General features: G+C 38.6%; 24 protein-coding genes, 2 pseudogenes and 2 riboswitches. Of the genes and pseudogenes, 20 read left to right on the top strand and 6 right to left on the bottom strand.

The features are described from left to right. Positions 1 to 23: 23 nt before the first annotated feature. On the bottom strand, positions 24 to 227 hold the full coding sequence (locus tag J2Y67_RS23760; protein ID WP_133332630.1) for an alpha/beta-type small acid-soluble spore protein: 204 nt from the start codon (positions 225 to 227) through the stop codon (positions 24 to 26). 132 nt (positions 228 to 359) lie between these two features. Further along, entirely contained in the window at positions 360 to 713 is a 354-nt protein-coding gene (locus J2Y67_RS23755) for a DUF3905 domain-containing protein (protein WP_310177949.1), read from the bottom strand. Positions 714 to 848: 135 nt separating this feature from the next. On the opposite strand from J2Y67_RS23755, the gene J2Y67_RS23750 reads away from it, so the two are divergent. The 4 genes and pseudogenes from J2Y67_RS23750 to J2Y67_RS28120 all read left to right on the top strand — a co-directional run. Next, the gene (locus J2Y67_RS23750) at positions 849 to 1,013 is read left to right on the top strand and encodes a hypothetical protein (RefSeq protein ID WP_310177947.1); all 165 of its coding nucleotides are present in this window, start codon (positions 849 to 851) and stop codon (positions 1,011 to 1,013) included. Further along, the gene (locus tag J2Y67_RS23745) at positions 1,013 to 1,150 is read left to right on the top strand and encodes a hypothetical protein (protein ID WP_310177944.1); all 138 of its coding nucleotides are present in this window, start codon (positions 1,013 to 1,015) and stop codon (positions 1,148 to 1,150) included. The genes J2Y67_RS23750 and J2Y67_RS23745 overlap by 1 nt, the downstream gene beginning before the upstream one ends. A gap of 334 nt (positions 1,151 to 1,484) precedes the next feature. Beyond that, positions 1,485 to 1,618: pseudogene (locus tag J2Y67_RS28195) on the top strand (IS5/IS1182 family transposase); the annotation flags it as partial. A 539-nt stretch (positions 1,619 to 2,157) separates the two neighbouring features. After that, positions 2,158 to 2,232, top strand: a pseudogene (locus J2Y67_RS28120) (transposase); the annotation flags it as partial. A 665-nt stretch (positions 2,233 to 2,897) separates the two neighbouring features. Here J2Y67_RS28120 and J2Y67_RS23730 read toward each other — a convergent pair. Continuing rightward, entirely contained in the window at positions 2,898 to 4,643 is a 1,746-nt protein-coding gene (locus J2Y67_RS23730; RefSeq protein ID WP_310177942.1) for a B12-binding domain-containing radical SAM protein, read from the bottom strand. A gap of 449 nt (positions 4,644 to 5,092) precedes the next feature. On the opposite strand from J2Y67_RS23730, the gene J2Y67_RS23725 reads away from it, so the two are divergent. From J2Y67_RS23725 to J2Y67_RS23715, 3 genes are all read left to right on the top strand, one after another. Continuing rightward, positions 5,093 to 6,106 (top strand): 2-oxoacid:acceptor oxidoreductase family protein, encoded by a 1,014-nt coding sequence (locus J2Y67_RS23725; protein ID WP_310177939.1) that lies wholly within the window; start codon positions 5,093 to 5,095, stop codon positions 6,104 to 6,106. Then, positions 6,106 to 8,400 (top strand): thiamine pyrophosphate-dependent enzyme, encoded by a 2,295-nt coding sequence (locus tag J2Y67_RS23720; protein ID WP_310177938.1) that lies wholly within the window; start codon positions 6,106 to 6,108, stop codon positions 8,398 to 8,400. Before J2Y67_RS23725 ends, J2Y67_RS23720 begins: the two co-directional genes overlap by 1 nt. Before the next feature lie 146 nt (positions 8,401 to 8,546). Continuing rightward, on the top strand, positions 8,547 to 9,722 hold the full coding sequence (locus J2Y67_RS23715; protein WP_310177936.1) for a PAS domain-containing sensor histidine kinase: 1,176 nt from the start codon (positions 8,547 to 8,549) through the stop codon (positions 9,720 to 9,722). 92 nt (positions 9,723 to 9,814) lie between these two features. On the opposite strand, the gene mtnK is transcribed toward J2Y67_RS23715, so the two are convergent. Continuing rightward, complete coding sequence (mtnK, locus tag J2Y67_RS23710) at positions 9,815 to 11,002, bottom strand: S-methyl-5-thioribose kinase (protein WP_310177933.1); 1,188 nt, start codon at positions 11,000 to 11,002, stop codon at positions 9,815 to 9,817. 99 nt (positions 11,003 to 11,101) lie between these two features. Next, positions 11,102 to 11,252: riboswitch (SAM riboswitch) on the bottom strand. Positions 11,253 to 11,455: 203 nt separating this feature from the next. On the opposite strand from mtnK, the gene J2Y67_RS23705 reads away from it, so the two are divergent. From J2Y67_RS23705 to J2Y67_RS23655, 10 genes are all read left to right on the top strand, one after another. Continuing rightward, positions 11,456 to 12,634: a pyridoxal phosphate-dependent aminotransferase gene (locus J2Y67_RS23705; RefSeq protein ID WP_310177931.1), complete on the top strand. Its 1,179-nt coding sequence runs from the start codon at positions 11,456 to 11,458 to the stop codon at positions 12,632 to 12,634. Positions 12,635 to 12,709: 75 nt separating this feature from the next. After that, positions 12,710 to 12,818, top strand: a riboswitch (SAM riboswitch). 78 nt (positions 12,819 to 12,896) lie between these two features. Continuing rightward, on the top strand, positions 12,897 to 14,111 hold the full coding sequence (mtnW, locus tag J2Y67_RS23700; RefSeq protein WP_310177928.1) for a 2,3-diketo-5-methylthiopentyl-1-phosphate enolase: 1,215 nt from the start codon (positions 12,897 to 12,899) through the stop codon (positions 14,109 to 14,111). After that, positions 14,108 to 14,782, top strand: a complete 675-nt coding sequence (locus J2Y67_RS23695; protein ID WP_310177925.1) for a 2-hydroxy-3-keto-5-methylthiopentenyl-1-phosphate phosphatase — start codon at positions 14,108 to 14,110, stop codon at positions 14,780 to 14,782. The genes mtnW and J2Y67_RS23695 overlap by 4 nt, the downstream gene beginning before the upstream one ends. Beyond that, a complete protein-coding gene (locus J2Y67_RS23690; protein WP_310177923.1) occupies positions 14,776 to 15,405 on the top strand; it encodes a methylthioribulose 1-phosphate dehydratase in 630 nt (209 codons plus the stop codon). Before J2Y67_RS23695 ends, J2Y67_RS23690 begins: the two co-directional genes overlap by 7 nt. A 73-nt stretch (positions 15,406 to 15,478) precedes the next feature. Beyond that, positions 15,479 to 16,012 carry a 1,2-dihydroxy-3-keto-5-methylthiopentene dioxygenase gene (locus J2Y67_RS23685; RefSeq protein ID WP_310177921.1) on the top strand — a complete coding sequence of 178 codons (534 nt, stop codon included), beginning with the start codon at positions 15,479 to 15,481 and terminating at the stop codon, positions 16,010 to 16,012. Between the two features lie 213 nt (positions 16,013 to 16,225). Continuing rightward, complete coding sequence (locus J2Y67_RS23680) at positions 16,226 to 16,477, top strand: aspartyl-phosphate phosphatase Spo0E family protein (protein WP_310177919.1); 252 nt, start codon at positions 16,226 to 16,228, stop codon at positions 16,475 to 16,477. 699 nt (positions 16,478 to 17,176) lie between these two features. After that, positions 17,177 to 18,004 (top strand): electron transfer flavoprotein subunit beta/FixA family protein, encoded by an 828-nt coding sequence (locus J2Y67_RS23670; RefSeq protein ID WP_310177917.1) that lies wholly within the window; start codon positions 17,177 to 17,179, stop codon positions 18,002 to 18,004. Positions 18,005 to 18,035: 31 nt separating this feature from the next. Then, positions 18,036 to 19,061: an electron transfer flavoprotein subunit alpha/FixB family protein gene (locus J2Y67_RS23665; protein ID WP_310177915.1), complete on the top strand. Its 1,026-nt coding sequence runs from the start codon at positions 18,036 to 18,038 to the stop codon at positions 19,059 to 19,061. After that, a complete protein-coding gene (locus J2Y67_RS23660; RefSeq protein ID WP_310177914.1) occupies positions 19,054 to 20,349 on the top strand; it encodes an FAD-dependent oxidoreductase in 1,296 nt (431 codons plus the stop codon). The genes J2Y67_RS23665 and J2Y67_RS23660 overlap by 8 nt, the downstream gene beginning before the upstream one ends. Continuing rightward, positions 20,349 to 20,633 carry a ferredoxin family protein gene (locus J2Y67_RS23655; RefSeq protein WP_310177913.1) on the top strand — a complete coding sequence of 95 codons (285 nt, stop codon included), beginning with the start codon at positions 20,349 to 20,351 and terminating at the stop codon, positions 20,631 to 20,633. The genes J2Y67_RS23660 and J2Y67_RS23655 overlap by 1 nt, the downstream gene beginning before the upstream one ends. Positions 20,634 to 20,717: 84 nt before the next feature. On the opposite strand, the gene J2Y67_RS23650 is transcribed toward J2Y67_RS23655, so the two are convergent. Next, the gene (locus tag J2Y67_RS23650; protein WP_310177911.1) at positions 20,718 to 21,242 is read right to left on the bottom strand and encodes a hemerythrin domain-containing protein; all 525 of its coding nucleotides are present in this window, start codon (positions 21,240 to 21,242) and stop codon (positions 20,718 to 20,720) included. 455 nt (positions 21,243 to 21,697) lie between these two features. Here J2Y67_RS23650 and J2Y67_RS23645 point away from each other — a divergent pair, with 455 nt between their 5' ends. Beyond that, positions 21,698 to 22,045, top strand: coding sequence for a hypothetical protein (locus J2Y67_RS23645; protein ID WP_310177909.1), 348 nt, complete (start codon positions 21,698 to 21,700; stop codon positions 22,043 to 22,045). A gap of 174 nt (positions 22,046 to 22,219) precedes the next feature. On the opposite strand, the gene J2Y67_RS23640 is transcribed toward J2Y67_RS23645, so the two are convergent. Next, on the bottom strand, positions 22,220 to 23,722 hold the full coding sequence (locus J2Y67_RS23640; protein ID WP_310177907.1) for an ATP-binding protein: 1,503 nt from the start codon (positions 23,720 to 23,722) through the stop codon (positions 22,220 to 22,222). 242 nt (positions 23,723 to 23,964) lie between these two features. Here J2Y67_RS23640 and J2Y67_RS23635 point away from each other — a divergent pair, with 242 nt between their 5' ends. Together J2Y67_RS23635 and J2Y67_RS23630 are read left to right on the top strand one after the other, a co-directional pair. Continuing rightward, complete coding sequence (locus J2Y67_RS23635) at positions 23,965 to 24,405, top strand: MarR family winged helix-turn-helix transcriptional regulator (protein ID WP_310177904.1); 441 nt, start codon at positions 23,965 to 23,967, stop codon at positions 24,403 to 24,405. 96 nt (positions 24,406 to 24,501) lie between these two features. Continuing rightward, positions 24,502 to 26,196, top strand: coding sequence for a M3 family oligoendopeptidase (locus J2Y67_RS23630; protein ID WP_310177902.1), 1,695 nt, complete (start codon positions 24,502 to 24,504; stop codon positions 26,194 to 26,196). Positions 26,197 to 26,312: the final 116 nt, after the last annotated feature.

The raw sequence follows: 26,312 nt of genomic DNA, 5'->3' as shown, positions 1-26,312 counted from the left end.
CTTTTTTTAGCCAAATTATGAAATTATTCTTGTGAGGAATTTCCAGATAATTGTGCTTGAGCCTGTTTCACAAGTCGCTTTGTAATTTCTCCTCCAACAGAACCATTTGCACGTGAAACGGTGTCCGAACCCAGGTGAACACCAAACTCTTGGGCTATTTCATATTTAACCTGATCCAAGTATTGTTCAATGCCTGGAACTAATAATTTGTTACTGCTGTTAGCCATATTTATCAACTCCTTCATATCGTTACAGAGAAAAATCTCTGTAAGGATAGTATTTTTAATCCCTTTATTTTCATGAGTGGTAATGTTTATCGGATATGGGTTTCTTTTAGAGCAATTGAGGGTGAAACAATATTAATCTGTCCCTTTACCAACGTCCTTTGAGGGATGCATAAAAGGGGCGGCGTTTGGTTTCCGTTTCTTCTCGAGCAGTTCTTTATTTTCACTTGTATTCCAGCCAATATCATTTGTTGGGTGAACCCACTCATCCCCTGACATAATTTCCGGATTCGTTTCATCTGTCCAATTTTCTAAAGGAGAGTTCCGAGATGCGTACATACTGTCACCAATCACTACCCCATGCTTGTTAACGAATGGTGCCTCCATTTTTATACCGGTGCCCTCAAAACTAGGAGCACTAATTTGATGTGGTAAGGTTTCATCTATATCTAATGGTTTTATAGATTTTTCACGATTTTCCTTCTTCATGAATCATTCACTCCTTTTTCTTATATTTTCCTACAGCAAAGAAAATTTATATTAAGAAAAAAAAGGAAATGAATGATTCTCATTGTTTGATAAAAACTACTTATGTAAGATTATTTTTTTTGGGAGGATTATACGATGGCAAAAAGAAAAGCAGAATTTAATGCAGTTGAAAAATATTCCAAAACCCCTCATAAAAATGTTCAGGAAAGTGAATTCTCAGCGGAATTTTCTCATGGGGAAGATGATCACTTAAAGGGTGCCAACCGAAATTCAAAATTGGGAAGTAAGGGTAGAGGGTAATGAAACCCGGCAGCAAGGGACAAATACCGAACGAAGAATTTAGTATTGAATTTGGCGATGTGAACGGAACGAAGCTTTTTGAAACACTTCAAATACCAAATAAAAATAAGAAGAAAATTGAGGGTAAAAAACAATAAAAAGCCGGCTTTAAGCCGGCTCAGGCTGTCGGAAAATTTCGATAGCCTTTAGTCATTTACTTTCTTTAACAATTCTATAATGTAATTTGGTTAATATATAGGCTGTTCAACAGGTCCGTTGATTTCCGCTCCAGGCACTTCGCTTTCCGCGGGCGTTCCGGGGAGCCTCCTCGTCGCTTCGCTTCTGCGGGGTCTCCCCTGCCCCGTACTCCCGCAGGAGTCTTCGTGCCTTCCGCTCCAATCAACAGGTGTATTCAATAAAGATTACATCTCTCAATAAATATTTAAAAATAAGTGGTAGCCAAAGGAGTCTAGCCGAAGTGAATTTGTTTCTATTGATGAATTAGTTTCGGACAACCACCTTCTTCGCCTGATTGACAAATATATAGATTTTTCCTTTCTCCTAGAAAAAGTTAGTCTCCTTTTAGGAAGGATAATGGCCGTCCATCTGATCCCCTTATTCTTTTTGGCTGTTTTCACAAAGATTGTTGTATTTAGAATAGATTAAAGGGCCTGTTGATTCGGACGATCGCCTTTGAAATCAACAACCCTGTCTGAATCAGGGCTCCATTCGGACTCGACCGTCTTTGAAATCAACAACCCTTTCTGAATTAGGGCTCCATTCGGACTCGACCGTCTTTGAAATCAACAACCCTGTCTGAATCAGGGCTCCATTCGGACTCGACCGTCTTTGAAATCAACAACCCTTTCTGAATTAGGGCTCCATTCGGACTCGACCGTCTTTGAAATCAACAACCTTGTCTGAATTAGGGCTCCATTCGGACTCGATCGGCTTCGAAATCAACAACCCTTTCTGAATTAGGGCTTCATTTGGACTCAATCATCTTTGAGATCAACAAGCCTGTCTGAATTAGGACTCCATTCGGACTCGATCGCCTTGGAAATCATAAGCTTTGTACAATAGTATTTATGTGAGTAATATTAGTAAGAAAGCAACAAAGTTTACAAAAAAGCTTTCTTTTTAAAATGATGCCCTAGGGTATCTTTTTAGCAGTCGTTCTGAAAGGAAACTAGAAAGAGAAATTAAAATGAACATTGCCTACCGTTGGTTTTTGGCCTAAAGTGTTAGGATTTGGTTCCACATTATTCTGCGATTAGTTGGAATCGTCACATACAGTTATAAAGATACTGATTTATTTCAAGATATTTTTAATGAGGTTGTTCTCCAAGCAATGAATCACAAAATGGTTGGGAGACGTGTTTTATTTTGATTTTCAACCCATTTAAAGGGAACGTTAATAAGCAGAAGTATGCAAAGGAAGAGAGGAAGTAGAGAATTTGGAATATTTTAAGTGGATAAATAAAGCTATTGAAGAAGATAGAACGAAATCTGGAAATAGCCGTACAAGGAAAAAGGTAAGGTTAATCGCTTATTTGAATCGAGAAAAATGTTTTTAAATTTAGGAAAGAAAAAATTGCAACACACTTAGCCAGATTGGAAAGGGTGTGTTGCAATAATTTTGTTGATTCGCTTCCTGTTGATTGGAGCGGAAGGTGCGTAGACTCCTGCGGGAGTACGGGGCAGGGGAGACCCCGCAGGAGCGAAGCGACGAGGAGGCTCCCCGGAACGCCCGCGGAAAGCGAAGCACCTGGAGCGGAAATCAACAGGCCCCTTAGCATGGAAAGTCTTTTAATAAAAATCGGTATTTAAGTTTTAGATAGAATGGAAAATTGCTGAGAAATATAACCTTTCTCTACAATCTGAGGCCGGGTTGAAGCATTCTGGCTATTTTTCCTTGAAGGAGAAAATCACCGTTTCTTCGTTTGTCGGGTTAAAATAGGCAACTAAACAGGATGGATGGAAAACTAACCTTCCTGAAGCAAGATACTCCTTAAGGTCAAAAGAAAGTTTTTCAAGCATGGTATGCTTAAATAAATCTTTTTCCTCAAGCCTCAAATTAATAAAAGACTGACCTAATAAAGATGGGTCTTCGGCGATTTGCTTATAAATTTTCACGCGTTCCTCTTTATTGAAGTTATGTTCCCACCAAGGTTTTCTTGGTTTATATTTATGGTTGATCAAATAGTCGTACTTCATCAGTCCAATAACGATATCCAGATCCTTAATCGAGTTATGATCTAAGAAGGAATACAATCTCCGGAATAAGTCCTCCAATTGGTGACCGATTCTTCCCCATCCTTGCTCGTCCCAGAAGGTTCCGAATTGTTGGAAGAAATCAAACGGTGAAGAAAAGACGTTTGTAACTAAATATTCTACCGTCAGGTCCATACGATGGTCGTTCCAATATTTTTCCAAAACATCTTCCACCTGTTTTATTTTGACGATGTCATCAAAAGAAAGCACGTTATTCCCCAATATTTCATATGGCGAATGGTCCATATAAATATATCCATGGTCAGCAGCACGTTGCCGAACTCCGGTTCCTCTGAGCATTTTTAAAAATCCTAGCTGCAATTCCTCCGGCCGTAATTCAAAAACATCATTAAACGTTTCTTGGAAGGAATGGTAGTCTTCTTCCGGCAAACCGGCAATTAAATCAAGATGCTGGTCAATTTTACCGCCATCTTTCACCATCGTTACCGTTCGAGTTAACTTTGAAAAGTTTTGCTTTCGCATTACCAATTCGTTTGTAAAATCATTGGTGGATTGAACACCAATTTCAAAGCGGAATAATCCTTCCGGTGCCTCTTGGTTGAGAAAATCAATGACTTCAGGTCGCATAATATCTGCGGTAATTTCAAACTGGAAAACAGTCCCAGGAAGATGCTCATCAATCAAAAAGCGGAACATTTCCATTGCGTAACTTCTGCTGATATTAAAGGTACGGTCTACAAATTTAATCGTTTTGGCACCGTTAGCCATTAAATAACGAATATCCTCTTTAATTTTTTCTCTTTCAAAATAGCGGACCCCGACTTCGATAGAGGATAAGCAAAATTGGCAGCTAAATGGACAACCACGGCTTGTCTCAATATAGGTGACACGTTTGCCAAGGTGCGGGATATCTTCCGGAAAACGATAGGGTGAGGGGAGTTCTTTTAAATCAAGCTTATTCATTTGGGGTGTCATCACGGCTTGCCCCTCATGCCGGTAAGCAATGCCGGGGACAATCGAATAGTTTTTGTTCGTTTCAATTTCCGAAAGAAGCTGCTTAAAGGTTTGTTCCCCCTCGCCCATCACAATAAAATCGACCTGAGGAATTTTTTCCATCCATTCCGATGTATCATAAGACACTTCAGGACCCCCAAAAACAATGAGGATGGAAGGGTCGATTTTTTTAAGCATATTCACGACTTTAATTGTTTCTTCTATATTCCAAATATAACAGCTAAATCCAATTACGTCCGGCTTTTGCTGATAAAGGTCGGTGACAATATTCATGACCGGGTCTTTTATCGTATATTCCTTAATTTTTATATTAAATTCAGGATGTGCATAAGCCTTTAAATAACGAATAGCCAGGTTCGTATGAATATACTTGGCATTTAAAGTAGTACAAATGACTTTCATTCGATTTCTCCTTTTTAGCTGGGAAGAAAGTATAAACTTTTCTAAGTTTATACTTTCTTCCTGCGCATAAGTGCAACTACGCCTCTGTCTTCGCCCTAAGGGGCTCGCCAATCGGCGAGTTTTCTTTATCATAAATAACATTTTATTATATCCCATTCTTGGCTAAAAGAATAGATGTTAAACCGGTGAAAGGGGTTGGAATCAGTTAGGATACACACTGTTATACTACAGAAACGAATCTGTTATATAATTATGAAAACGCTTTAAAACTTTTTCTATTAAGGGTTTATTATGGAAATTCTAAAGTGTTATAAAAAAATCCTATAGGTATAACATTTATCACAGATTTTTTATACGCGCTTGCCTTACAATACTTTTGGGGAAGTTAATCTACTTTTTTTAAAAAAGGACACTTAGCTGTATTTCTTATAGTAGGAGGGGATTCTAGTATGTCGGTATTGCCGAAGAAAAATGATTTGGGATTTTTTGAAATCCGTTTGGAATCCATTGGGGGATTAGGTGCAAACTTAGCGGGGAAAATGCTTGCTGAGGCTGGAGTATTAGGTCTTGGCTTAAATGGCTCTAACTTTTCATCCTATGGATCAGAGAAAAAGGGCTCTCCAGTGAAAAGCTTTATCCGCTTTTGTGAGCCGGAAGTTCAAATTAGGGACCATAGTCCAATCGAACAGCCGCACGTAGTAGGAGTTTTCCATGAAGCATTATACAAAACCATTAATGTTGTCAGCGGCTTAAACGCTGATGGAATCGTATTAGTAAACACAGCAAGAGATTTTGATGAGGTAAAAAAAGATTTAAAACTTGAATATGGTACGCTTGCCATCGTTGATGCCTTAACCATTGCCGTGGAGGAAAAAACAAAGGTCAATACTGCGATGCTTGGAGCTCTTTATCGAATATGTGATTTCTTAGACCCAAATTCGATGCGGGAGGTAATCCGAAGAACGTTTGAAAAAAAATATCCACATCTTGTAGAACCGAATATTCGTACGTTTAATCGCGGTTATGAAGATGTGCAATTCAAAACCTATCAAGTGCCGGATGGGGCAGAAGGTAAAGCATTTTCCCGTCCACAACCGCTTCTGGGATATATGACCCAAGAAATAGGCGGCGCTGTCATTACTCAAGGAAATAGTATTTTAAAAGACTTAAGCGGCTCCAGACAAGGATTTCTTCCGGAATTTAACCGGGATAAATGTATTGACTGTGCAGCCTGTGACAATGTTTGTCCAGATTATTGTTTTGTATGGGAAGAGGGAGAAGATAAACGGGGCAGAAAGCAAATGTTCCTGAAAGGAATTGACTATCAATATTGCAAAGGCTGCCTAAAATGTGTTGAAGTATGTCCTACAGAAGCGCTGGGTGACCTTCGTGAAATGATTGGTTATGCAGATGCCAACCGCGTTAAGCAAAACTTTCCTTATGTAGCAGGGGGTAGTTACTAATGGCAATTTTAGAAGATGAAGTATTAATAAATAAAAGCGCGGAACAAGTATCAACGTTTGAATCCGGAAATGAAATGGCGGCGATGGCTGCTGCACAAATCAACTATCATATTATGGGCTATTTCCCAATCACACCATCAACAGAAGTAGCGCAATTTTTAGACCAAATGAAAACACGCGGGGAGCATGATGTCAAATTAATCCCGGCAGATGGTGAGCACGGGTCAGCGGGAATTTGTTACGGTGCCGCGGCAACAGGTGCCAGGGTATTCAATGCGACAAGTGCAAATGGATTCCTTTATATGATCGAGCAGCTTCCGGTTCAAGCCGGAACACGCTTCCCAATGGTGATGAACCTTGTGACTCGTGCCGTCAGCGGGCCGCTTGATATCAGAGGCGATCATTCAGATTTATATTATGGGTTGAATATTGGCTGGGTCATTTTAACAGCGAAAACCCCGCAGGCTGTTTATGATATGAATATTATCGCTCTTAAAATTGCGGAACATTCTAAAGTCCGCCTGCCGGTTATTGTTGCCTATGATGGCTTTTTCACTTCTCATCAAAAGCGCAGAGTAGAATACTTTAAGGACCGCCGCATCGTTCAACAATTTGTTGGGGAGTGTCCTACTGATTATAATTTTATCAGGGATCCTCAGAAACCGGTTACCATTGGAGCCCACATGAATGGGCAGGATTTGATGAATAATCATTTCCAGCAATCAGAAGCATTGTACAATGCGGGTGAAGTCTTTAAAGAAGTTGCAGCGGAATATGCAAAATTATCCGGAAGAGAATATCCTGTTCTTGATTTATATAAAATGGAAGATGCTGAGGTTGCCTTATTCCTATTAAACTCTGCTGCAGAATCGGCAAAGGATGTTGTTGACCAATTGCGGGCAAAAGGAATCAAAGCCGGTGTAATCAGTCCAAATATCATTCGCCCATTCCCAGCAAAAGAAATACGCGAAGCACTTAAAAATGTGAAAGCCTTATTAGTTGGCGAACGTGCCGATTCATATGGTGCAAATGGACCAAACTTAACACATGAAGTTAAGTCTGCTCTTCAAGACGATAAAGCAAACCAAACCATTGTATTAAGCCGTGTGTTCGGACTTGGCGGGAAAGATTTCTATGCCAGTGATGCACAGGAGTTCTTCAACTTAACGATTGATGCAATGGAAAAAGGCTATGCTGAGGAGCCATTTGGTTACTATGGCCATGTTCCGGGTAACCCTGAAAAGATCCTTAAGCCGGTTATTACACCTCAGCATGGGGATGTCTATAAATCGGGATTAATAGAAGTAAAAATGGATGAAGAGACAAATAAGTTAAAGGTTAAAATCCCGCCGCTCCGAGCCTTAACCGGTAAACCGAAACGAATTGCATCCGGTCATGGCGCCTGCCCAGGCTGTGGAATTTTCGCGGGTCTTGAACTATTCTTCAAAGGAATTGAAGGCGATATCGTCACCCTTTTCCAAACTGGCTGTGCTTATGTTACGACTACTGCGTACCCGCATAGTTCGCATAAACAAACCATGATGCACAATCTATTCCAGAACGGTCCGGCTACACTTTCGGGGACGGTCGAAGCCTTTATGGAATTGAAACGTCGTGGGGAAATTCAAGTATCCGATGACGTTACATTTGTCATGATTACCGGCGATGGCGGTATGGATATCGGGATGGGCTCTGCAATTGGAACCGCCCTTCGCGGCCATAAACTGATCATGCTTGAATATGATAATGAAGGCTACATGAATACTGGGTCGCAAATGTCTTATTCTACCCCATTAGGTCATATGACTAGTACCTCCGGAGTAGGAAAAGCACAGCGCGGGAAAGGCTTCCATCATAAGGATACCGCTCAAATCATGGCTGCCACAAATATTCCATATGTGTTTACAGGCTCTGAAGCATTCCCGCAAGATTTGATTAAAAAGGGAGCAAAAGCACAGTGGTATGCCCAAAATGTTGGTACTGTTTATGGAAAAATTTTAATTACCTGTCCATTAAACTGGAAATCAGACGATCGGTACGGTACTGCCATTGTAGAAGCGGCTGTAAATTCCTGTTTCTTCCCGCTTTATGAGGTTGAACAGGGTGTTACCAATATTACCTATAATCCTGAAGAGAAAAACAAACGGATTCCACTTGCTGATTGGCTTAAATATATGGGTAAAACAAAGCACCTATTAAAAGAAGAAAACAAACCAATTTTAGAAGAATTTGAAGCTGAAGTAGAAAAAAGATGGCTGCGAGTAAAAGCAAAGCATGAAAACCCTATGTTATAAGCGAAGAAAGGCAAAACGCTAAGCGTTTTGCCTTTTTTTATAGAGATTTGGGGTACAGGAGAGGAGTTTTGTTCTATAATGTAGAATATATAAATTTATTATATGATGAGTGGAGCAACATTTTTGGAAGTCGTGGGGTGCGATACGTGGAAAAGCAAGTTCAGCAAAAAGACGCTTTACCTTTAAATGAAGAGGGTAATATACATAAAGAAGAAAATAGAAATAACCACGTTGGGAATACAATTACCCCGAAACATCCATTTCTTGAAGAATTAAGGAAAATTAAAAAAAGTGAACGGAAGTTTAGAAGAATTTTTGAGGACTCGATGGATGGGCTCCTATTATGGAATAACCAGTTTCAGATTGTCGATCTTAATAGCAGTGCCGAAGAAATGTTTGGCCTTTCTAAAGACCTTCTTATTGGCAAACATCTTTTTGGATTACTCGGTGAAACCGAGAAAAACAAAGAAATCATCAAACATATTGAACATGTAATGGGCAAAGGAAAGCATTCTTCAACGATTATCATTGAAACGGAAGAAGGTCAAAAAAGATATTTTGACTATTCATCGAAATGGGAGATTGTAGAAGGATTAAATTTTACGGTTATTAAAGAGATTACTGAAAAGATGGAAATACAAGAACAGCTTCGTAAATCGGATACGTTAAACGTAATAGGTGAGCTTGCTGCCGGGATTGCGCATGAAATTCGTAATCCAATGACGGCTTTAAAAGGATTTATTCAATTGCTTGAGGGCAGTATTAGATCAGAACATGAATTGTATTATCAAGTTATTACTTCAGAATTGCAGCGCATTGATTCTATCATTAATGAGTTTTTGATTTTAGCAAAGCCGCAGGCAATACGATATCAAGAAAAGGATATCAAACGAATTATGAAGGAAACGGTTGACCTTTTGAATGCGCAAGCAGTTCTGCATAATGTACAGTTTATGACGAACTATGAGAACAACCTTCCGCTTATTTTTTGTGAACCGAATCAATTAAAAAAGGTTTTTATCAATATCATCAAAAATGCTATTGAAGTAATGCCGGAAGGCGGTATTGTTTTAATTAAAATCAACCAAACAAAAAATAACCAAATTCGGATTTCTATTCGGGATGAAGGGATGGGAATTCCGAAAGAAAAAATAAAAAAACTAGGTGAACCTTTTTATACAACGAAGGAACGGGGTACTGGCCTTGGGTTAATGGTGAGTTACCGGATTATTGAAGAGCATCAGGGAGCCATCCACATTGAAAGTGAAATAGGGAAGGGAACCACCTTCACCATTACCCTTCCATTCTTAGTAAATTCTTAATCGTGCTAAAACAAAACACTTCCCAGATTAGGAAGTGTTTTAAATATGGGCTGAAGTCAAACAGAAAAAGCAATCCGGGCAGATTGCTTTTTCTATTCAATCATTTCTTTCACAGCAGTGATAAATTCAGATAGCCCTTTTATCTCTTTCCGCTGTTTAATGAGTATTTTCCCCAATTCTAATGATTTTCTTTTTGCAGTTAATCTGATGTTTTCATCTTCAATTCGGTCTAAATCAGCTACATGGGCAAGTCCGATCGTTCTTCTGATCAATTCACAACCGGTAAACCCTAGGGCATCTTCAAAATATTTTGAGACGACATGATTCAAAAATAAATGTGTTTTGACTAATTTTTCTTTATTTTCCGCTTCCCAAAGGCGGCTGAATTCCTCATTAAAAACATTCCAAACTGTCTCAACATGGTGAATAAATAAATGGCGATTTTCGTCGTTAACTATTACTTGGAAGAGTAGATTTGCAAAAACCTGGCCAATATCAAATCCGGCTGGACCATAATACGCAAATTCTGGATCAATTACTTTTGTTTCAGAGTGATTTGCAAACATGCTTCCCGTATGTAAATCACCATGAAGAAGAACCTCAGCTTCTGTTAAAAAGCATTTTTTCAATACAGAAACATGAAAGATTAATTCATCATCTTTCCAAATGGATTCTACATCAGCTCGCAAGCCCTCTTCGAATTCATTCGTCTCGGCATCAAAATATGGATCAGTAAAAATCAGGTCCTCTGTTATATTACAAAGTTCCGGGTTAATAAATTTTTGCACATTTTCCTTTTTTGCAGCAGGCCCTAACGCATAATCCGAGGTATAGAATAAAGTTTTCGCAAGATATTCACCAAGATGCTTTGAAATGAAAGGGTAAGTTTCCCCATTAATAAAACCTGTTCTTGCAATGGAAAGATGGGAAAGGTCTTCCATTACGGTTACGGCTAAAATATCGTTTGTATAATAAACTTCGGGGACGTAGGCTGGCGCTATTCGGCCAAATATTTTTAAAGCATCCGCTTCGATTTTTGCTCTTTTTATCGTCAGCGGCCAGCTTTCTCCGACCACTTTTGCGTAAGGGAGTGCTTGCTTAATAATAATACTTTTACCGCTTTTTTGTTCTGCAAGATGAAAAACTAGATTTAGATTTCCATCGCCAATTTCCTTGCAGGATAATTGGGACTCTTCATCAAATATTTTTAGCTCTAAAGCAAGCTGGGTTGCAGTAGTTTCTGTTAAAGGCTGGTATGCTTCTAGATTTAAAATGCTCATGATTTCTTCCTCCTAGTTCTTAGAGAGGCTTTTTCTTTACAATACGAAAAAAGCCTCTTTCTCATCTGAAAGAGGCTAAAGGACATTTGTTCTTCGCACCTCTTATCTCTCAGAAAGTTTTCTTTCTGTAGGAATTAGCACCGTGCCTTATGGGGGAAACCCGGCGCAGATGCGCCCCATTTTACAATGGAATTACGGTCGGTTGCTGGGCTTCAAAGGGCCAAATCCCTCAGCCAGCTCGTGATAAGAGAAAATCAAATTTTCGATTTATTCAATCTGTTGAAATAATAACAGTAATATATTAATAGTGTCAATAATTTTAAAATTTATTTGTAATATTCAGGTTCTCTTTCTTCAAAAATCTGAATTTTTACTTTACAAGCCGTTATAAAAGTTATATCATATGTGACTAGAATTTCAATATAAATTTACTTTTTAAGTAGGTGAGAACCCTTGAACACATTTCCACCATCAAATCTTTTAGAAAATCTACCGAAACAATTTTTCGCGTCATTAGTTAAAAAAGTGGTTCAGTACATTAAAGCGGGTCATGATGTGATTAATTTAGGTCAGGGCAACCCTGATCAGCCTACCCCAAAACATATTGTGGAAAAACTAAAAGAAGCCGCAGAGAAACCATTAAATCATAAATATTCGCCATTTCAAGGTTATCGATATTTGAAGAAGGCGGCAGCAGAGTTCTATCAAAGGGAATATGGTGTTTCTGTTGATCCCGACAAAGAAATCGCGATTTTATTTGGCGGAAAAGCCGGTTTAGTAGAATTGCCTTTATGCCTGCTAAATCCCGGCGATACGATCCTTGTCCCTGACCCGGGTTATCCTGATTATTGGTCTGGTGTAGCCCTCGCTCAGGCTGTAATGGTTACAATGCCGCTCAGGGAAAAGAATCATTTTTTACCTGATTATGATGAATTATCACAAGAAATTTTAACGAATGCAAAACTAATGTTTCTTAACTATCCCAATAATCCTACTGGAGCGGCAGCAACAGAGGAGTTTTTTGCCGATACTGTTAAGCTTGCTAAGGAGCATAATCTTTGTGTTGTCCATGATTTTGCATATGGGGCAGTTGGCTTTGACGGTCAAAAACCTTTAAGCTTTTTACAGACGAATGGGGCAAAAGAGATTGGGATTGAAATTTACACTCTATCCAAAACTTATAATATGGCGGGCTGGCGTGTTGGCTTTGCGGTCGGAAATGAAAGTGTCGTTTCTGCAATTGAACTTTTGCAGGATCACTTATATGTCAGTCTGTTTGGTGCCGTACAGGAAGCGGCCGCGGAAGCATTAACAGGACCACAGGATTGTGTAAGGGAGCAAAACCGGCTTTATGAACGAAGAAGGAATATTTTAATTGACGGACTTCGATCAATTGGCTGGGATGTAACGGCGCCGAAAGGATCCTTTTTTGCATGGTTAAAAGTTCCAAATGGATTTACCTCAGAAGAATTTGCCAATCTTCTTCTCGAACAAGCCCATATTATGGTTGCTCCCGGGATTGGCTTTGGCAGCTTTGGTGAAGGGTATGTTCGTGTTGGTTTATTAGCAGACGAGGAAAGACTGAAAGAAGCTGTCAGAAGAATAAGTTCTTTGGAAATTTTCAAAAAATAGTTGACAGACTTTTTTTTTCTTGGGATAATCCATTATAAAGTTAAGCAACGAATATAAGTGAATATAACGAATGTTTTCTTATCAAGAGCAGGCGGAGGGACCAGCCCTATGAAGCCCGGCAACCGACTTACACAAAGTGTAAGCACGGTGCTAAATCTTGCAGCAAATAGCTGAAAGATGAGAAGATGGTAGTTTTGAATGCTAACCTCTTCTTTTTTGAAGAGGTTTTTTATTTATACAGCGAAAGGAAGTACGAACATCTATGACTGAAATCATTGCTACATACCTCCTACATGGGGGAAAAAATCCGGAAAAAAAAGCGGAGGAAATCGCACTAGGATTAACGGTGGGATCTTGGACGAATTTGCCTGAACTTGAAAAAAATCAATTGCGCAAACATAAGGGCAGGGTGGTGTCCATTGAAGACTTCCTTTCAGATAAAGATGAGCCGTCAATTATTCGGATTGCCTACCCAACCGTTAATTTCTCCAATGATTTGCCGGCAATTTTAACGACTGTTTTTGGAAAACTTTCATTAGACGGAAAGATTAAACTTCTTGATTTAGAATTTGGTCAAGAATTAAAAAAACTGTTTCCAGGGCCAAGATTTGGAATTGAAGGCATTCGCGAAAAAGTAGGTGTCCAAGATCGCCCGCTATTGATGAGCATCTTTAAAGGGGTATTGGGAAAAGACCTGGTATTTTTAGCAGAACAATTGAAACAGCAAGCACTTGGCGGAGTAGACCTGGTAAAGGATGATGAGATTCTTTTTGAAAATGAATTAACACCATTTGAAAAAAGAATAACAGAAGGGAAAAAGGTCTTACAAGCGGTGTATGAAAAGACAGGGCATAGAACCTTGTATGCGGTAAATTTAACGGGCAGAACATCCCAGCTTAAGGATAAAGCTAGAAGGGCTGCAGAGCTTGGAGCCGACCTTTTATTATTTAATGTGTTTTCTTATGGTCTTGATGTCCTGCAGGAATTGAGGGAGGATGATGGTATTGGATTACCATTGATGGCACATCCTGCCGTAAGTGGGGCGTTAACATCCTCACCACATTATGGACTATCCCATTCCTTACTACTTGGAAAGCTTTTACGATATGCGGGTGCAGACTTGTCATTATTCCCATCACCGTACGGAACGGTGGCATTAGACAAATCTTTTGCCTTATCCATCGCTGATGAGCTAACCAAAGAAGATATGTTTAAACCTGCTTTTCCTGTTCCTTCTGCCGGAATCCATCCAGGTTTAGTTCCACTGTTATTTCGTGATTTTGGAGTAAATTCAGTGATCAATGCTGGCGGTGGTGTTCATGGACATCCAGATGGAGCCAAAGGTGGCGGGATAGCTTTTAGGCAGGCAATTGATACCAAATTAAAAGGTGATTCCCTGGCAGAAGGTGCTACATTGTTTCCGGAGCTTAAAAAGGCTCTTGAATTATGGGGAAATGCGGAGGTAACGGTTTTATGACCAAACCGATAATTTTTTGTGATTTTGACGGAACGGTTACTGAGAGTGATAACATTATTGCCATCATGAAAAGATTTGCCCCCCTGGGATGGGAAGCAATCAAGGATCAAATTTTATCCCAGCAAATATCAATCAGTGATGGGGTAGGAAAATTATTTTCATTATTGCCTAGTGATTGGAAAGATGAAATTACCGCTTTTGCGCTTGAAAAGGCAAAAATTCGACCGGGTTTCAAAGAATTTGTTGAATTTGCCCGCAGTGAAAAAATCCCATTCTATATAATCAGTGGTGGAATCGACTTTTTTCTTCATCCGATTCTGGATGAGTTCGGTCCTTTTGATGGAGTTTATTGCAATGGATCTGATTTTTCGGGTGAAACAATCAAAATTTTATGGCCGCATGAATGTGATGAACTGTGCAATAATCGCTGCGGCTGTTGTAAGCCGAGCATTATTCGACAATTGAACATAGCGGAAGATCGTTTCAAAATTGTTATTGGGGACTCTGTTACTGATTTAGAAGCAGCAAAGCAGGCTGATTTTGTGCTGGCAAGGGATTTGCTTCAAGAAAAATGTGTTGAGTGGGGAATTAATCACCGAGGATTTAAAACATTTTATGATTGTATAGAGGAGATAAAAAAAAGAATTGGGGTGGGTGAACTGAAATGCTGAAGGAACGATGGTCAGAATTGGCTGATGTTAAGGATGAACTGGCCCAAAGAGATTGGTTTATGGGCACAAGTGGAAACCTTGCGATAAAAGTTAGCGATCATCCACTGCAATTTTTGGTTACGGCCAGCGGCAAGGATAAACGGAAACGTACGGATGAGGATTTTCTTCTGGTCGATGAATTTGGACGTGCAGTTGAGGAAACTCATTTGAAGCCGTCAGCAGAAACCCTGCTTCATGTAGAAATTTACCGAAAAACGGGTGCCGGATGTAGCCTTCATGTTCATACCATTGATAATAATGTCATTTCGGAAGTGTATGGTGTTCAGGGTGAAGTGACATTTAAAGGGCAGGAGCTCATTAAGGCATTTGATATGTGGGAAGAAGATGCTGTTTTAAAAATACCGATTATTCATAATTATGCTCATATTCCTACACTTGCCCGTGAATTTTCTGAGCACATTTCTGGGGATTCCGGTGCTGTTTTAATTCGAAATCATGGGATTACGGTTTGGGGAAAAACAGCTTTTGAAGCGAAGAAAATCCTTGAAGCATCCGAGTTTCTGTTTCGTTACCAGTTACGACTTTTAGAGCATAAACCATATCAGTTATTTAAAGTTGTATAGAAAAGCGGAAGCAACCTCAAGGGATTAGGTGCTGGACTCAAAATTATTAGTTTATTAAAGGGAGAGATTGATAATGGCATATATTACATTCCAAAATAAGGAAGAAAAAATTCATAACCAAGAAGAGGTCGCAAGCTTCCTTTCGAGTCAAGAGGTTATTTATGAGCAATGGGATATATCAAAATTACCGCAGGTTTTAGTTGCAAAATATAACCTGGGTGATGAAGAAAAAAATGAAATCCTGACGGTTTTTGCCAATGAAATTGCTGATATATCAGCAAGAAGAGGTTATCAAGCACAGGATGTAATCTCTTTATCAGATACCACCCCAAACCTTGATGTTCTTTTAAATAACTTTAAACAAGAGCACCATCATACAGATGACGAGGTTCGTTTTATCGTAAGTGGACATGGCATATTCGTAATCCAAGGAAAAGATGGCGAGTTTTTTGAAGTTCATTTAAATCCAGGAGATTTAATTTCCGTTCCGGAGAATACAAGACACTACTTTACCCTTGAAGACGATCGGAAAGTCGTTGCTGTCCGTATATTTGTGACAACCGAAGGCTGGGTGCCAATTTATGAAAAAGAAGAAGTAAATCAATAATTTAAATAAGTAAGAAGGACCGGCAGATTCTGCCGGTCCTTCTTACTAAATTTATATTATTAATCTTCAAAACTAAAAAACTGTGTCGAATAAATGGAATAATTATAATGTTTTGTCTAGTTTTGCGATATGGTTTACTTTGTGACAAATTCTTGTATAATTCATCAAGTAGCCTATTTTGGATTACAGTGATTAGTAAGGAGAAGGATGAAATTGTACGAGCACGGTAGTAGTTGTTCAGATATGTTAGCAGAAATTAAAGTAAAAAGAGAACACATGATGGATTGCGCAAATAAAAAAGGATTTACATGTGAAGAGACAATCAAATATAGCCAAGAACTTGATGAATTAATCTATGAGTATCAGAAAGCTGCAAGCCAAACTTCTAATAAACAAGAGGAAGTAAAGACTTCCTTTAAACAAACAATATTACTAGTATGGCCAAAGGTGATTGCGGGTTTTTAAAAAGAATGGATAGGAGTGTGGATGCCATTACGATTATTAAAAAATTTCTATAATTCACAGTCAGGTAAAATCCAATTACCAAGCTTACTTTTTCAATTACCCCCCGTTAACGTCGCAAGGATGAAGGCCTTAAAATTACCCATCTTTTGATTGATTAGTAATAACGCAACAAAAAGGCCTTCCGGCGCATTTTGAAAGCCAATTAATTAAATTCCTCGTTTCAACTTTATTGGCTACGCAGAAAGAATACTTCCAATCATTAAACCAGCCCTGAGAACTCCATTTTTTTCGTTTCTCAAAGTTAAAATTGAAAATCTTTAATTTAAGACAGTAATGTGATTTTTATCATTGTTTATATCAGAATATTTCATATAGTTATATTAAAGAGATTCAAAAACTTTACATCACGTTCTTTCTACATAATCTTCTAGATTTTTTCCATTCCCTTTCATTCTCAAGTTCCGTATTAACTAACATCAAGAAAAGCTCACATGTATTGAAATCTATTCAAAAGTTCAAGAAAGGTTCATACACTCGCTTTTGAAATTATACTAAAATTAACAAGTAAGGAAAAAAAAGAGAACTTTCTAAGTTTAGTACTATGCTTAAGTTGCGATTCAATTTCGTAATCAAAAGCATTTTTTATCTGAAGGCAATCGCTTTCAATTATCAGATATTATGGAGGAGGGAAAGTCCTACATGCATATTGTCGTCTGTGTCAAACAAGTACCTGATACAAAAATTATTAAAATTAATCCCAAAACCAACACACTCGACCGCCGCAGCGCACCAGCCATCCTAAATCCTTACGATGCTCATGCTGTACAGGTAGCTGTAAAGATTAAAGAGAAAACCGGCGGTACCATTTCTGTGTTATCCATGGGACCACCTCAAGCGACAGAGGTCATTAAAAAAAGTATTGAAATTGGGGCAGATAGGGGCTATCTAATATCTGACCGTGCGTTTGCAGGTGCGGATACACTTGCAACTAGTTATGCATTGTCGAAAGCATTGGAACGAATCAGCAAGGATCTCCCAGTTGATATGGTTATTTGCGGTAAACACGCAATTGATGGAGATACCGGGCAGGTTGGTCCCGGGATTGCAAGAAGGATGGATATCCCTCCAATTACAAATGTAATCGAAGTATCGGAAGTGAATTTAAAAGAAAAGACTGTTTTATTAAGAAGAAAGCTATCCAGCGGATATGAATTAATTCAGGCAGATATGCCATGCCTGCTCACGGTTGAAAAGGAAATTAATGAAATCGAATATGCACCAATGCCAAACATGTTGAAAGCAGCAAGATATGAATCCATTATTTGGACAGTAAATGATCTGGAAAATGTAGAGCGCACACAACTCGGTCTAAAGGGTTCCCCAACGGTTGTAGGAAAAATGTTTACCCCTCCAAGACCTGAAGGTGGAGTGAAACAGCTCGAAGGCTCAGCAGATGAGCAAGTGAAACAGCTCATGGGAGTCTTAATGGAGAAAAAAGATCTGTTCGCCATCCAGTCATCGAAATAAACCATTATTTTTTTCGCAGGGAGGGATTTAAATGAGTCTTGAGGAATATCGTGGAGTTTGGGTCTTTATCGAACAAAATGATGGGAAAATCGAAGGAGTTTCTCTAGAGTTGTTAGGTGCCGGCAGGAAATTAGCTGATAAGCTGCAAGTTCCGCTGGGAGGATTTTTACTTGGACAAGGCATTAAATCACTGGCAACCAAAGTTATTGAATATGGTGCAGATGAAATATATATCATTGATCATCCTGTATTAAAGGATTACCGTACAGAGTCTTATATGAAGGGTGTAGACATGCTTGCCGAAAAGTATAAGCCTGAAATCATTCTTTATGGGGCGACACCTAATGGAAAAGATTTAGCTAGTGCAGTAGCGACCGATTTAAATACCGGTTTAACCGCAGATACGACTATGCTTGATATCGATTTGGATAACCGGCTATTGGAAGCAAGCCGTCCTGCTTTCGGCGGTAATATAATGGCTACAATTCTTTGTAAGAAACATCGGCCGCAAATGGCAACAGTTCGTCCAAAAGTCATGAAGGCATTGGAACCAGTTGCAGGCAGAATAGGGAAGGTTATTGAAGAACAAATCACCCTTAAAGAAGAAGATATGCGTACGAAAGTACTACAAATTGTGAATGATGTCACAAAAAAGGCGAATTTAGCGGATGCTCACGTCATTGTATGCGGTGGTAAAGGGATGGGGGATGAGAAAAGCTTCCAGCTGATTCATGAATTTGCCGAAACAATTGGTGCGAGTGTCGGTGGAACGAGGGATGTTGTTGAAGCTGGCTGGCTTCCACATTACCTTCAAATTGGTCAGACGGGTGAAACGGTTACACCGAAAATTTTCTTTGCAGTAGCAGTGTCAGGTGCCATCCAGCACGTGGTTGGGATGAAAAACTCGGATACCATTATCGCCATTAATAAGGATCCGAAAGCACCTATTTTCGACGTAGCAACCTATGGAATAGTCGGAGATGCTATGGAAATATTGCCAAAATTAATTGAGCATTTTAAACAGGTTCAGAAGGACGGTGCAATGAGCTATGTCTGAGAAATTTGATGTAATCATCGTTGGAGCAGGTCCAGCAGGCTCAGCTTGTGCACTGGTTTGCGCAAGAAACGGTTTGAATGTATTGATTCTTGAAAGAGGAGAATATCCTGGCAGCAAGAATGTTATGGGCGGCGTCTTATTCAGCAAACAATTAAGGGATCTGGTTCCTGAATTTTGGAAGGAAGCCCCTCTTGAACGTCCAGTTGTTGACCACAGGTATTGGGTGTTAGGTGAGGAATCAGCTATTCAAATAGGGTATAAAGGTATGGAATGGGGTGTAGAACCTTACAATAGTTTTACCGTTCAAAGAGCCAAATTCGACCAATGGTTTGCGAATAAAGCAGTGGAAGCAGGAGCATTGCTAGTTAATGAAACAGTGGTCACAGAATGTATTGTAGAAAACGGTAAGGTTGTTGGAGTTCGTACAGACCGTCCCGACGGGGACCTATATGCAGACGTAGTCGTATTAGCCGATGGAGTAAACTCCCTTTTAGCTAAACAACTAGGCTTCCGGAAAGAACATCCGCCGGAACATGTTGCTTTATGTGCCATGGAAGTTATTAATATGCCAAAAGAAAAAATTAACGAACGGTTTAACATTGCAGAAAACCAAGGTGTAGCGATTGAAATTTTTGGTGAATCGACAAAAGGAAATTTTGGCGCTGCATTCCTTTATACGAATCAAGATAGCATAAATATTGGGGTCGGTACTACACTTGCCGCAATGATCAAAGATAAATTAAAGCCATATGATTTATTGGATCAATTAAAAAATCATCCAACGATTAAACCTTTGATTGAAGGCGGGGAATCTGCAGAGTATCTTGCCCACCTAATCCCTGAAGGGGGATACCGTTCAGTACAAAAGGTAGTTGGAAATGGTGTCGTTGTTGTTGGCGACGCAGCATCGCTTGTTAATGCGATGCACGGTGAAGGTTCAAATCTGGCCATGCACTCTGGAAAACTGGCTGCAGAAACCATTATTCAGGCAAAGAAACGCGGGGACTTTAGCGAATCCAGCTTAAACCATTACCGAGAAGCTCTTAACAATAGTTTTATCATGAAGGACTTAGATAAATACAAAGATGCACCTCATACATTTGAGTCATATCCACAATATTTTAAAGAATACGCTCCAATGCTAACCAAAGCAATGGGTAAATTCTTTACTGTTGATGGTACACCTAAACGTGATAAACAAAAACAAATTATGAAAAGTTTTACAGACGGAAGAGGAACTTTCAGAGTGCTTACTGATATTTATCGTGTTTGGAAGGCGGTGAAATAATGTCAACGACAACTCTTGAGGAAAAACAATATCTTCTAAGATTTAAGTGCGACACGAAATCACACTTAACCGTGCTTGATCATGATGTTTGCATGACCAATTGCCCGGATAAGCTTTGTACAGTATTTTGCCCAGCCGAAGTTTACAAGTGGGAAGGAACAAGAATGCAGGTAGGATATGAAGGCTGCCACGAATGCGGCAGCTGCCGAATTGGCTGCCCACACGAAAATATTAAATGGGAATATCCAAAAGGCGGACATGGAATTGTGTTTAGGTTAGCGTAATAAAAAAAGGTATTGATCATTAATAAATGGTCAGTACCTTTTTTTATTAATTATTTCGAAACAAGGATGGGCTGTGCCCATCTTTTATTTAATCTCCTGAATCTTAGTAAATAACTCTTCCTTTTCTTCATCTGTTAGCATTCTTTCAGCCATAGGGAACAGCACATTTTCTTCTTTTGAAAAATGTTCGGTTAAGATTAAATATGCATTTTTGATTAGGTCGGCTAAATTTTTCTTTTCTTCAGTTGAAAGCTGGTCATTTTCTGCTTTTTCAAGGAAAGCAGCTATTTTTGATTTTGCCTGATCATGTTCGTATTCCATTACGGCAATCGGACCGGAGGTTGTTCCGATATATGCTCCCATCATCGGAAAAAGGACTCCTTCTTCTCGTTCAGAATGGGGGCCAAGCTCGGCTTTGAATTCCTTTACTTTTGTAATTAATAGTGGAAAACTCTGTTCAATATCTTCGTCTTCTTCAATTTTCTTTGTTAAATTAAACAATCCATCTAATTGTTCTAATAATGGAGGATGCTCCCCCTTTAGCTGTTTTAATCCTTTGCTTAATTCAGCTTGAGGCATTCCGCCAAAACCACTCATACAGCCACTCATTAAAGTCACCTCTTTAATTTCAATTATTTTTAGTATAGAAAGAATAGGGATGAAATGTTGTGATATAGGTCACATGATCCTCCTGTAGAAAAAATAGACTCTCGGCATTCGCCGAGTCAGAAGGTTCAAGGGTTTTCTTAAACCATTTATATTTAATTCCTCCTACTTTGTATAGGGGGGATTTTTCTTTTTACAAAAAGGCTCTGTTAAATTTGCCTGTTGATTTCCGCTCCAGGCACTTCGCTTTCCGCGGGCGGAAAGCGAGCATCCTGGAGTGGAAATCAACCACTTCTCTAAAAGCAACAAACTAGTTGATTTTTTTAAAAAGCATGTTTTTATTTTGACAATTTTATGAAAATGTATTCAATTTTCGAAAAATTTTAATACTTTTACGCAATTAAACGTAAAAACTATCATATAATAAAGGTAGTCAAAGAAATGGGAGGTTAATCATTTTGCAAACCCAAAATTATCGTGATTTTTATCAAAAGGCATTAATACCAATTGGATTAAATGACATGATGGCCTTAAAAGAGTCTGGAATTCAACAAATCGATTCGCCAACCACGCATTGGTTAGTTGGCATCCAAGGTGAAACCATTCAGCAGCCAAAAGGATATTATCATTGGAAAGTAAGCATTTATCCATCTAATTATGAAGGCGCTTTTGATTGGAATCACCCTTTTTATTGTTCTGATCTAATGCAGTCCATGGATAATGCAATTAATTTAGCTAAAACATTTATTGATTGCTGTCAAAACGATAAGCTTTCTCCATCCACTATAAAAGAGAAAATCAGCTAAACCTCATCAAGTTAATCCTATTGTTTCACCCTCTTTTTTACACTCTCTTGTGAAAAAATATACATATAGTGGTAATTTCCATAGGTATAATTTCTAATCATATAAACAGAAAAAATGCCCTTCATCAGGTGGATGAAGGACAAACATATTCAAGAAGCCATGAATTGTGCTTTATCAAGTATTTTTTACAACCGGTAAGGTAATTGCTACTTTTGTGCCTTCTCCGGCAGCACTCTGAATTTTTATTTTTCCGCCAAAAGATTGGATAATCCTTTTACAGACAACCAAGCCAAGTCCAGTTCCAGTTTCCTTTGATGTATAAAAGGGCCGGAAGATTTTATCCAACTCTTCCTTAGTCATTCCTTTCCCATTATCAATAATTTCAAGTTGGCAAACCTGTGGATTACTTTGAAGAATAATTTCTAATTTTCCCGAACTTTCCATAGATTCAAACGCATTTTTTGCAATATTTAACACAACCTGTTTGATTTGATCTTTAACACACTGAACCATAACTGGATTCGAAGGAATTTGCCAAGTACAATCCACATTGCATAAATTCCCTTCCGAAATAATCAACGGTTTAAGCTCTAACAGTGTTTCAGCAATATTAACTTTATCAGTTAACTGGGCAGTCGGTTTCCCAAGAATTAAAAACTCGCTAACAATTTCATTGATCCGGTTTAATTCTGAGTCAATAACTTTAAAATAATATTGGTCTTCCGGTGCTGTATATTTTTCTCCTAAGAGTTGCATAAGTCCTTTCACACCCGTTAAGGGATTACGGATTTCGTGAGCAGTACTTGCGGCTAAGGTCCCGACCAGTTCCAGTTTTTGTACCTCGTTTTGTTTCCGCTCTTTAACCGTGTGCTTTCTTAAAAGAATGTATTCAATTAGTAAAAATAGTACATGCGTGATGACAAGGATGATAAAAAGTTTTTCACTAAATTCTACTATAATATCTTTTAGATTTCGATTTGCAATTTTTACATTGATATTCCAAGGTAATCGGTCCATTGGCCAGGTAATCCAATTATTTTCATCTTTTATATTCGAATCCTTGATATTCAGTTTTACGATTGGTTTGTTATCACCGTTCACCACAATCAGTTTTGCTTTTGGGGTAAGGACTTTCATAAGGTTTTGCATATAATCAATCCGTAAATGAGCGACGAGTATGGCCATTACCTGATGGTTTTTATCCAGAACTGGTGTGGCTAATCCCAATATCCGCTGCTTATTTGGGGTTATTTCTTGATGATTTGAAATAATCGTATCCTTTGTCTTCATTACATCTTGGATATATTTTTGCCGCGAAAAATCCACTGTGTATTTTCGTAATTCCGAACCTGTCAGCACTTTTCCATTTTTATCAAGTAGATACAAGCCTCCATACCTAAGATCTTTATCGTTAATTTCCTTAAGTAAGGGTTCTACTTTTTCAGGGGTTCCTAAATTCCCTTTAACCGAAAGAGAAAGAATGTCTAAACTAGTGGTCGTCTCACCAATAAACTGATCCCAGCTTTTTTGATAAATGGTTGCGACCCATCGTGCATGCTCTTTTCCTTCTAGGTTATGTTCTTTTAGAATGTTAGAATAATAATAGGAACCTATAAAGATAACAGGAAGAACTACTATAATAAGATATAAATAAAAGTTGCCCTTGAGAATTTTCATGTGAGTACCTCAAAAATCGATATGTTGACCTAAACCATTATATCATTTGTTCCACTTTTTGAGAAAATATTCCTGCTTTAAAAAAAATAGGAATATTATTTGCGTTACGTCACTTATCAGCAAAATTCCTCCTTCGGATTAAATTGACACATTTTGAAAAGTTTTTTATAATAACTTTGAAATCGAGATAATAGTAAATTTGGTTTTACCGTTTTTAAATAAATAAAAAGGATGAGTTTTAAATGGAAAATGAAGCTATTTCTCAATCTTTAAAGCTGTTCATAGTCCTTTCAAGAGCATATAAAGCGATTAATGAACATGTAAATAAAGGCATTCAGGCGAGTGGACTTAATCCGACTGAATTTGCAGTCCTGGAGCTTTTATATCATAAAGGCGATCAGCCGATGCAGCAAATTGGCGGAAAAATCCTCCTTGCCAGCGGCAGTATTACCTATGTAGTAGATAAACTGGAACAAAAAGGATTGTTAAAACGAATTGCCTGCCCAAATGACAGAAGGGTTACCTATGCTCAAATTACCGATAAAGGAAAAAGTTTTATTGAAGAGATTTTCCCTGAACACGCTGAAAATATTCATACCTTAATGTCAAGTCTAACAGCAGATGAAAAGGCGGAAGCCATTGAATTATTAAAAAAACTCGGATTACCGGCAGGAAAATTTTAATACGGCCAAATGGTCGTATTTTTTTTTAAGAGGAATATGAATGAGTAGTGTCGAAAACAACAAGAAGGTTAGAATAAAGATAAAGGGGTTGCAAAAATGAGCTTTGAAAACTATACATATCAACGTCCAAACTTAGATGAAGTGAAGAAAAATTTTCAATTTGCGATTGACCGTTTTAAAAATGCCTCGGCAATTGAAGCGCAATTAGCGGCGATGAATGAAATAAATAAACTAAGAAATGATCTAGGAACGATGTTCAACCTTTGTTATATTCGTCATTCGGTCGATACGAATGATGAATTTTATAAAACAGAGCAAGATTACATGGATGAAATCCAGCCTGAAATTGAGGGATTGGTGAATCAATATTACCAGGCACTTGTCGACTCCAAGTTCCGCAACGAATTAGAGAAAAAATGGGGAATCCAGCTTTTTGCACTAGCCGAAGGACAGTTGAAAACCTTTAAACCCGAAATTGTTCCCTTACTTCAAAAAGAAAATCGTCTTTCCACCGAATATACAAAACTTCTTGCCTCAGCGAAAATTGACTTTGAAGGTGAGGAGAGAACGCTTGCCCAATTAGAGCCGTTTACACAGGTAACCGATCGAGAGATGAGAAAGCGGGCTACCATTGCAAAATTTAATTTCTTGGCTGAGCATGAGGCTGAACTGGATCGAATTTATGACGATCTTGTGAAAGTGAGAACAGAAATTGCCCAAAAACTTAGGTTTAAAAATTTCGTTGAGCTTGGCTACTACCGTATGATGAGAACGGATTACAATGCTGAAATGGTCGCAAATTTCCGTGCTCAAGTCAAAGATTTCATCGTTCCGATTGCGACAAAATTAAAAACAAGGCAGGCTGAGAGAATTGGCCTTGATCATTTAAAATATTATGATGAAGGATTTGTCTTTAAGACAGGAAACGCCATTCCAAAAGGGAATCCGGATTGGATTATTGACAATGGTCAAAAGATGTATGAGGATCTTTCAGGGGAAACTGGCGCCTTTTTCGAATTCATGCGGGAAAATAATTTGATGGACCTTGTTGCGAAAAAGGGTAAAGCCGGCGGCGGGTATTGTACCTATATTGAAAATTATAAAGCGCCGTTTATTTTTTCAAATTTTAATGGGACTTCCGGTGATATTGATGTTTTGACACATGAAGCCGGTCATGCCTTCCAGGTTTATTCCAGCCGCCATTTTGAAATACCTGAATACTACTGGTCAACCTATGAAGCAGCTGAAATTCATTCGATGAGTATGGAATTTTTCACATGGCCATGGATGGACCTGTTCTTTAAAGAAGATACCGAAAAATATAAATTTGCCCATTTAAGTGAGGCCCTATTGTTCTTGCCATATGGTGTATCTGTTGATGAATTCCAGCATTGGATATATGAAAATCCGGAAGCCTCTCCAAAAGAACGGAAGCTCAAGTGGCGTGAGATTGAGAAAAAATACCTGCCGCATAAGGATTATGATAGCAACGAGTATTTAGAAAATGGCGGCTTTTGGCAGCGTCAGGGACATATTTATAATTCACCTTTTTATTATATTGATTATACTCTTGCCCAAATTTGTGCCTTCCAATTCTGGAAACGCTCCAGAGAGAATCAAGAAGAGGCATGGAGAGATTATGTGAAGCTTTGTAAGCTTGGCGGGAGCATGTCCTTTACAAAGCTTGTTGAAGCCGCCAATTTAATTTCACCATTTCAAGATGGCTGTGTCGAATCTGTAATTGGCGAAATTAAAAAATGGTTGAATTCAGTTGACGATAAAAAATTGTAAAACAAAAAGCGAAGCCTTAGATGAACTGCACCCTGTCAAGTAGACAGTATAAAAAAATAAAATTAGGCAATGGCCTTAGCTCGATATTCTATCGGGCTAAGGCCATTAAATTTGGC

The sequence above is a fragment of the Neobacillus niacini genome, assembly GCF_031456445.1.
In the GTDB taxonomy this organism is placed as follows: Bacteria; Bacillota; Bacilli; order Bacillales; family Cytobacillaceae; genus Neobacillus; species Neobacillus niacini_I.
This window is presented reverse-complemented; position numbering and strand designations above follow the sequence as displayed.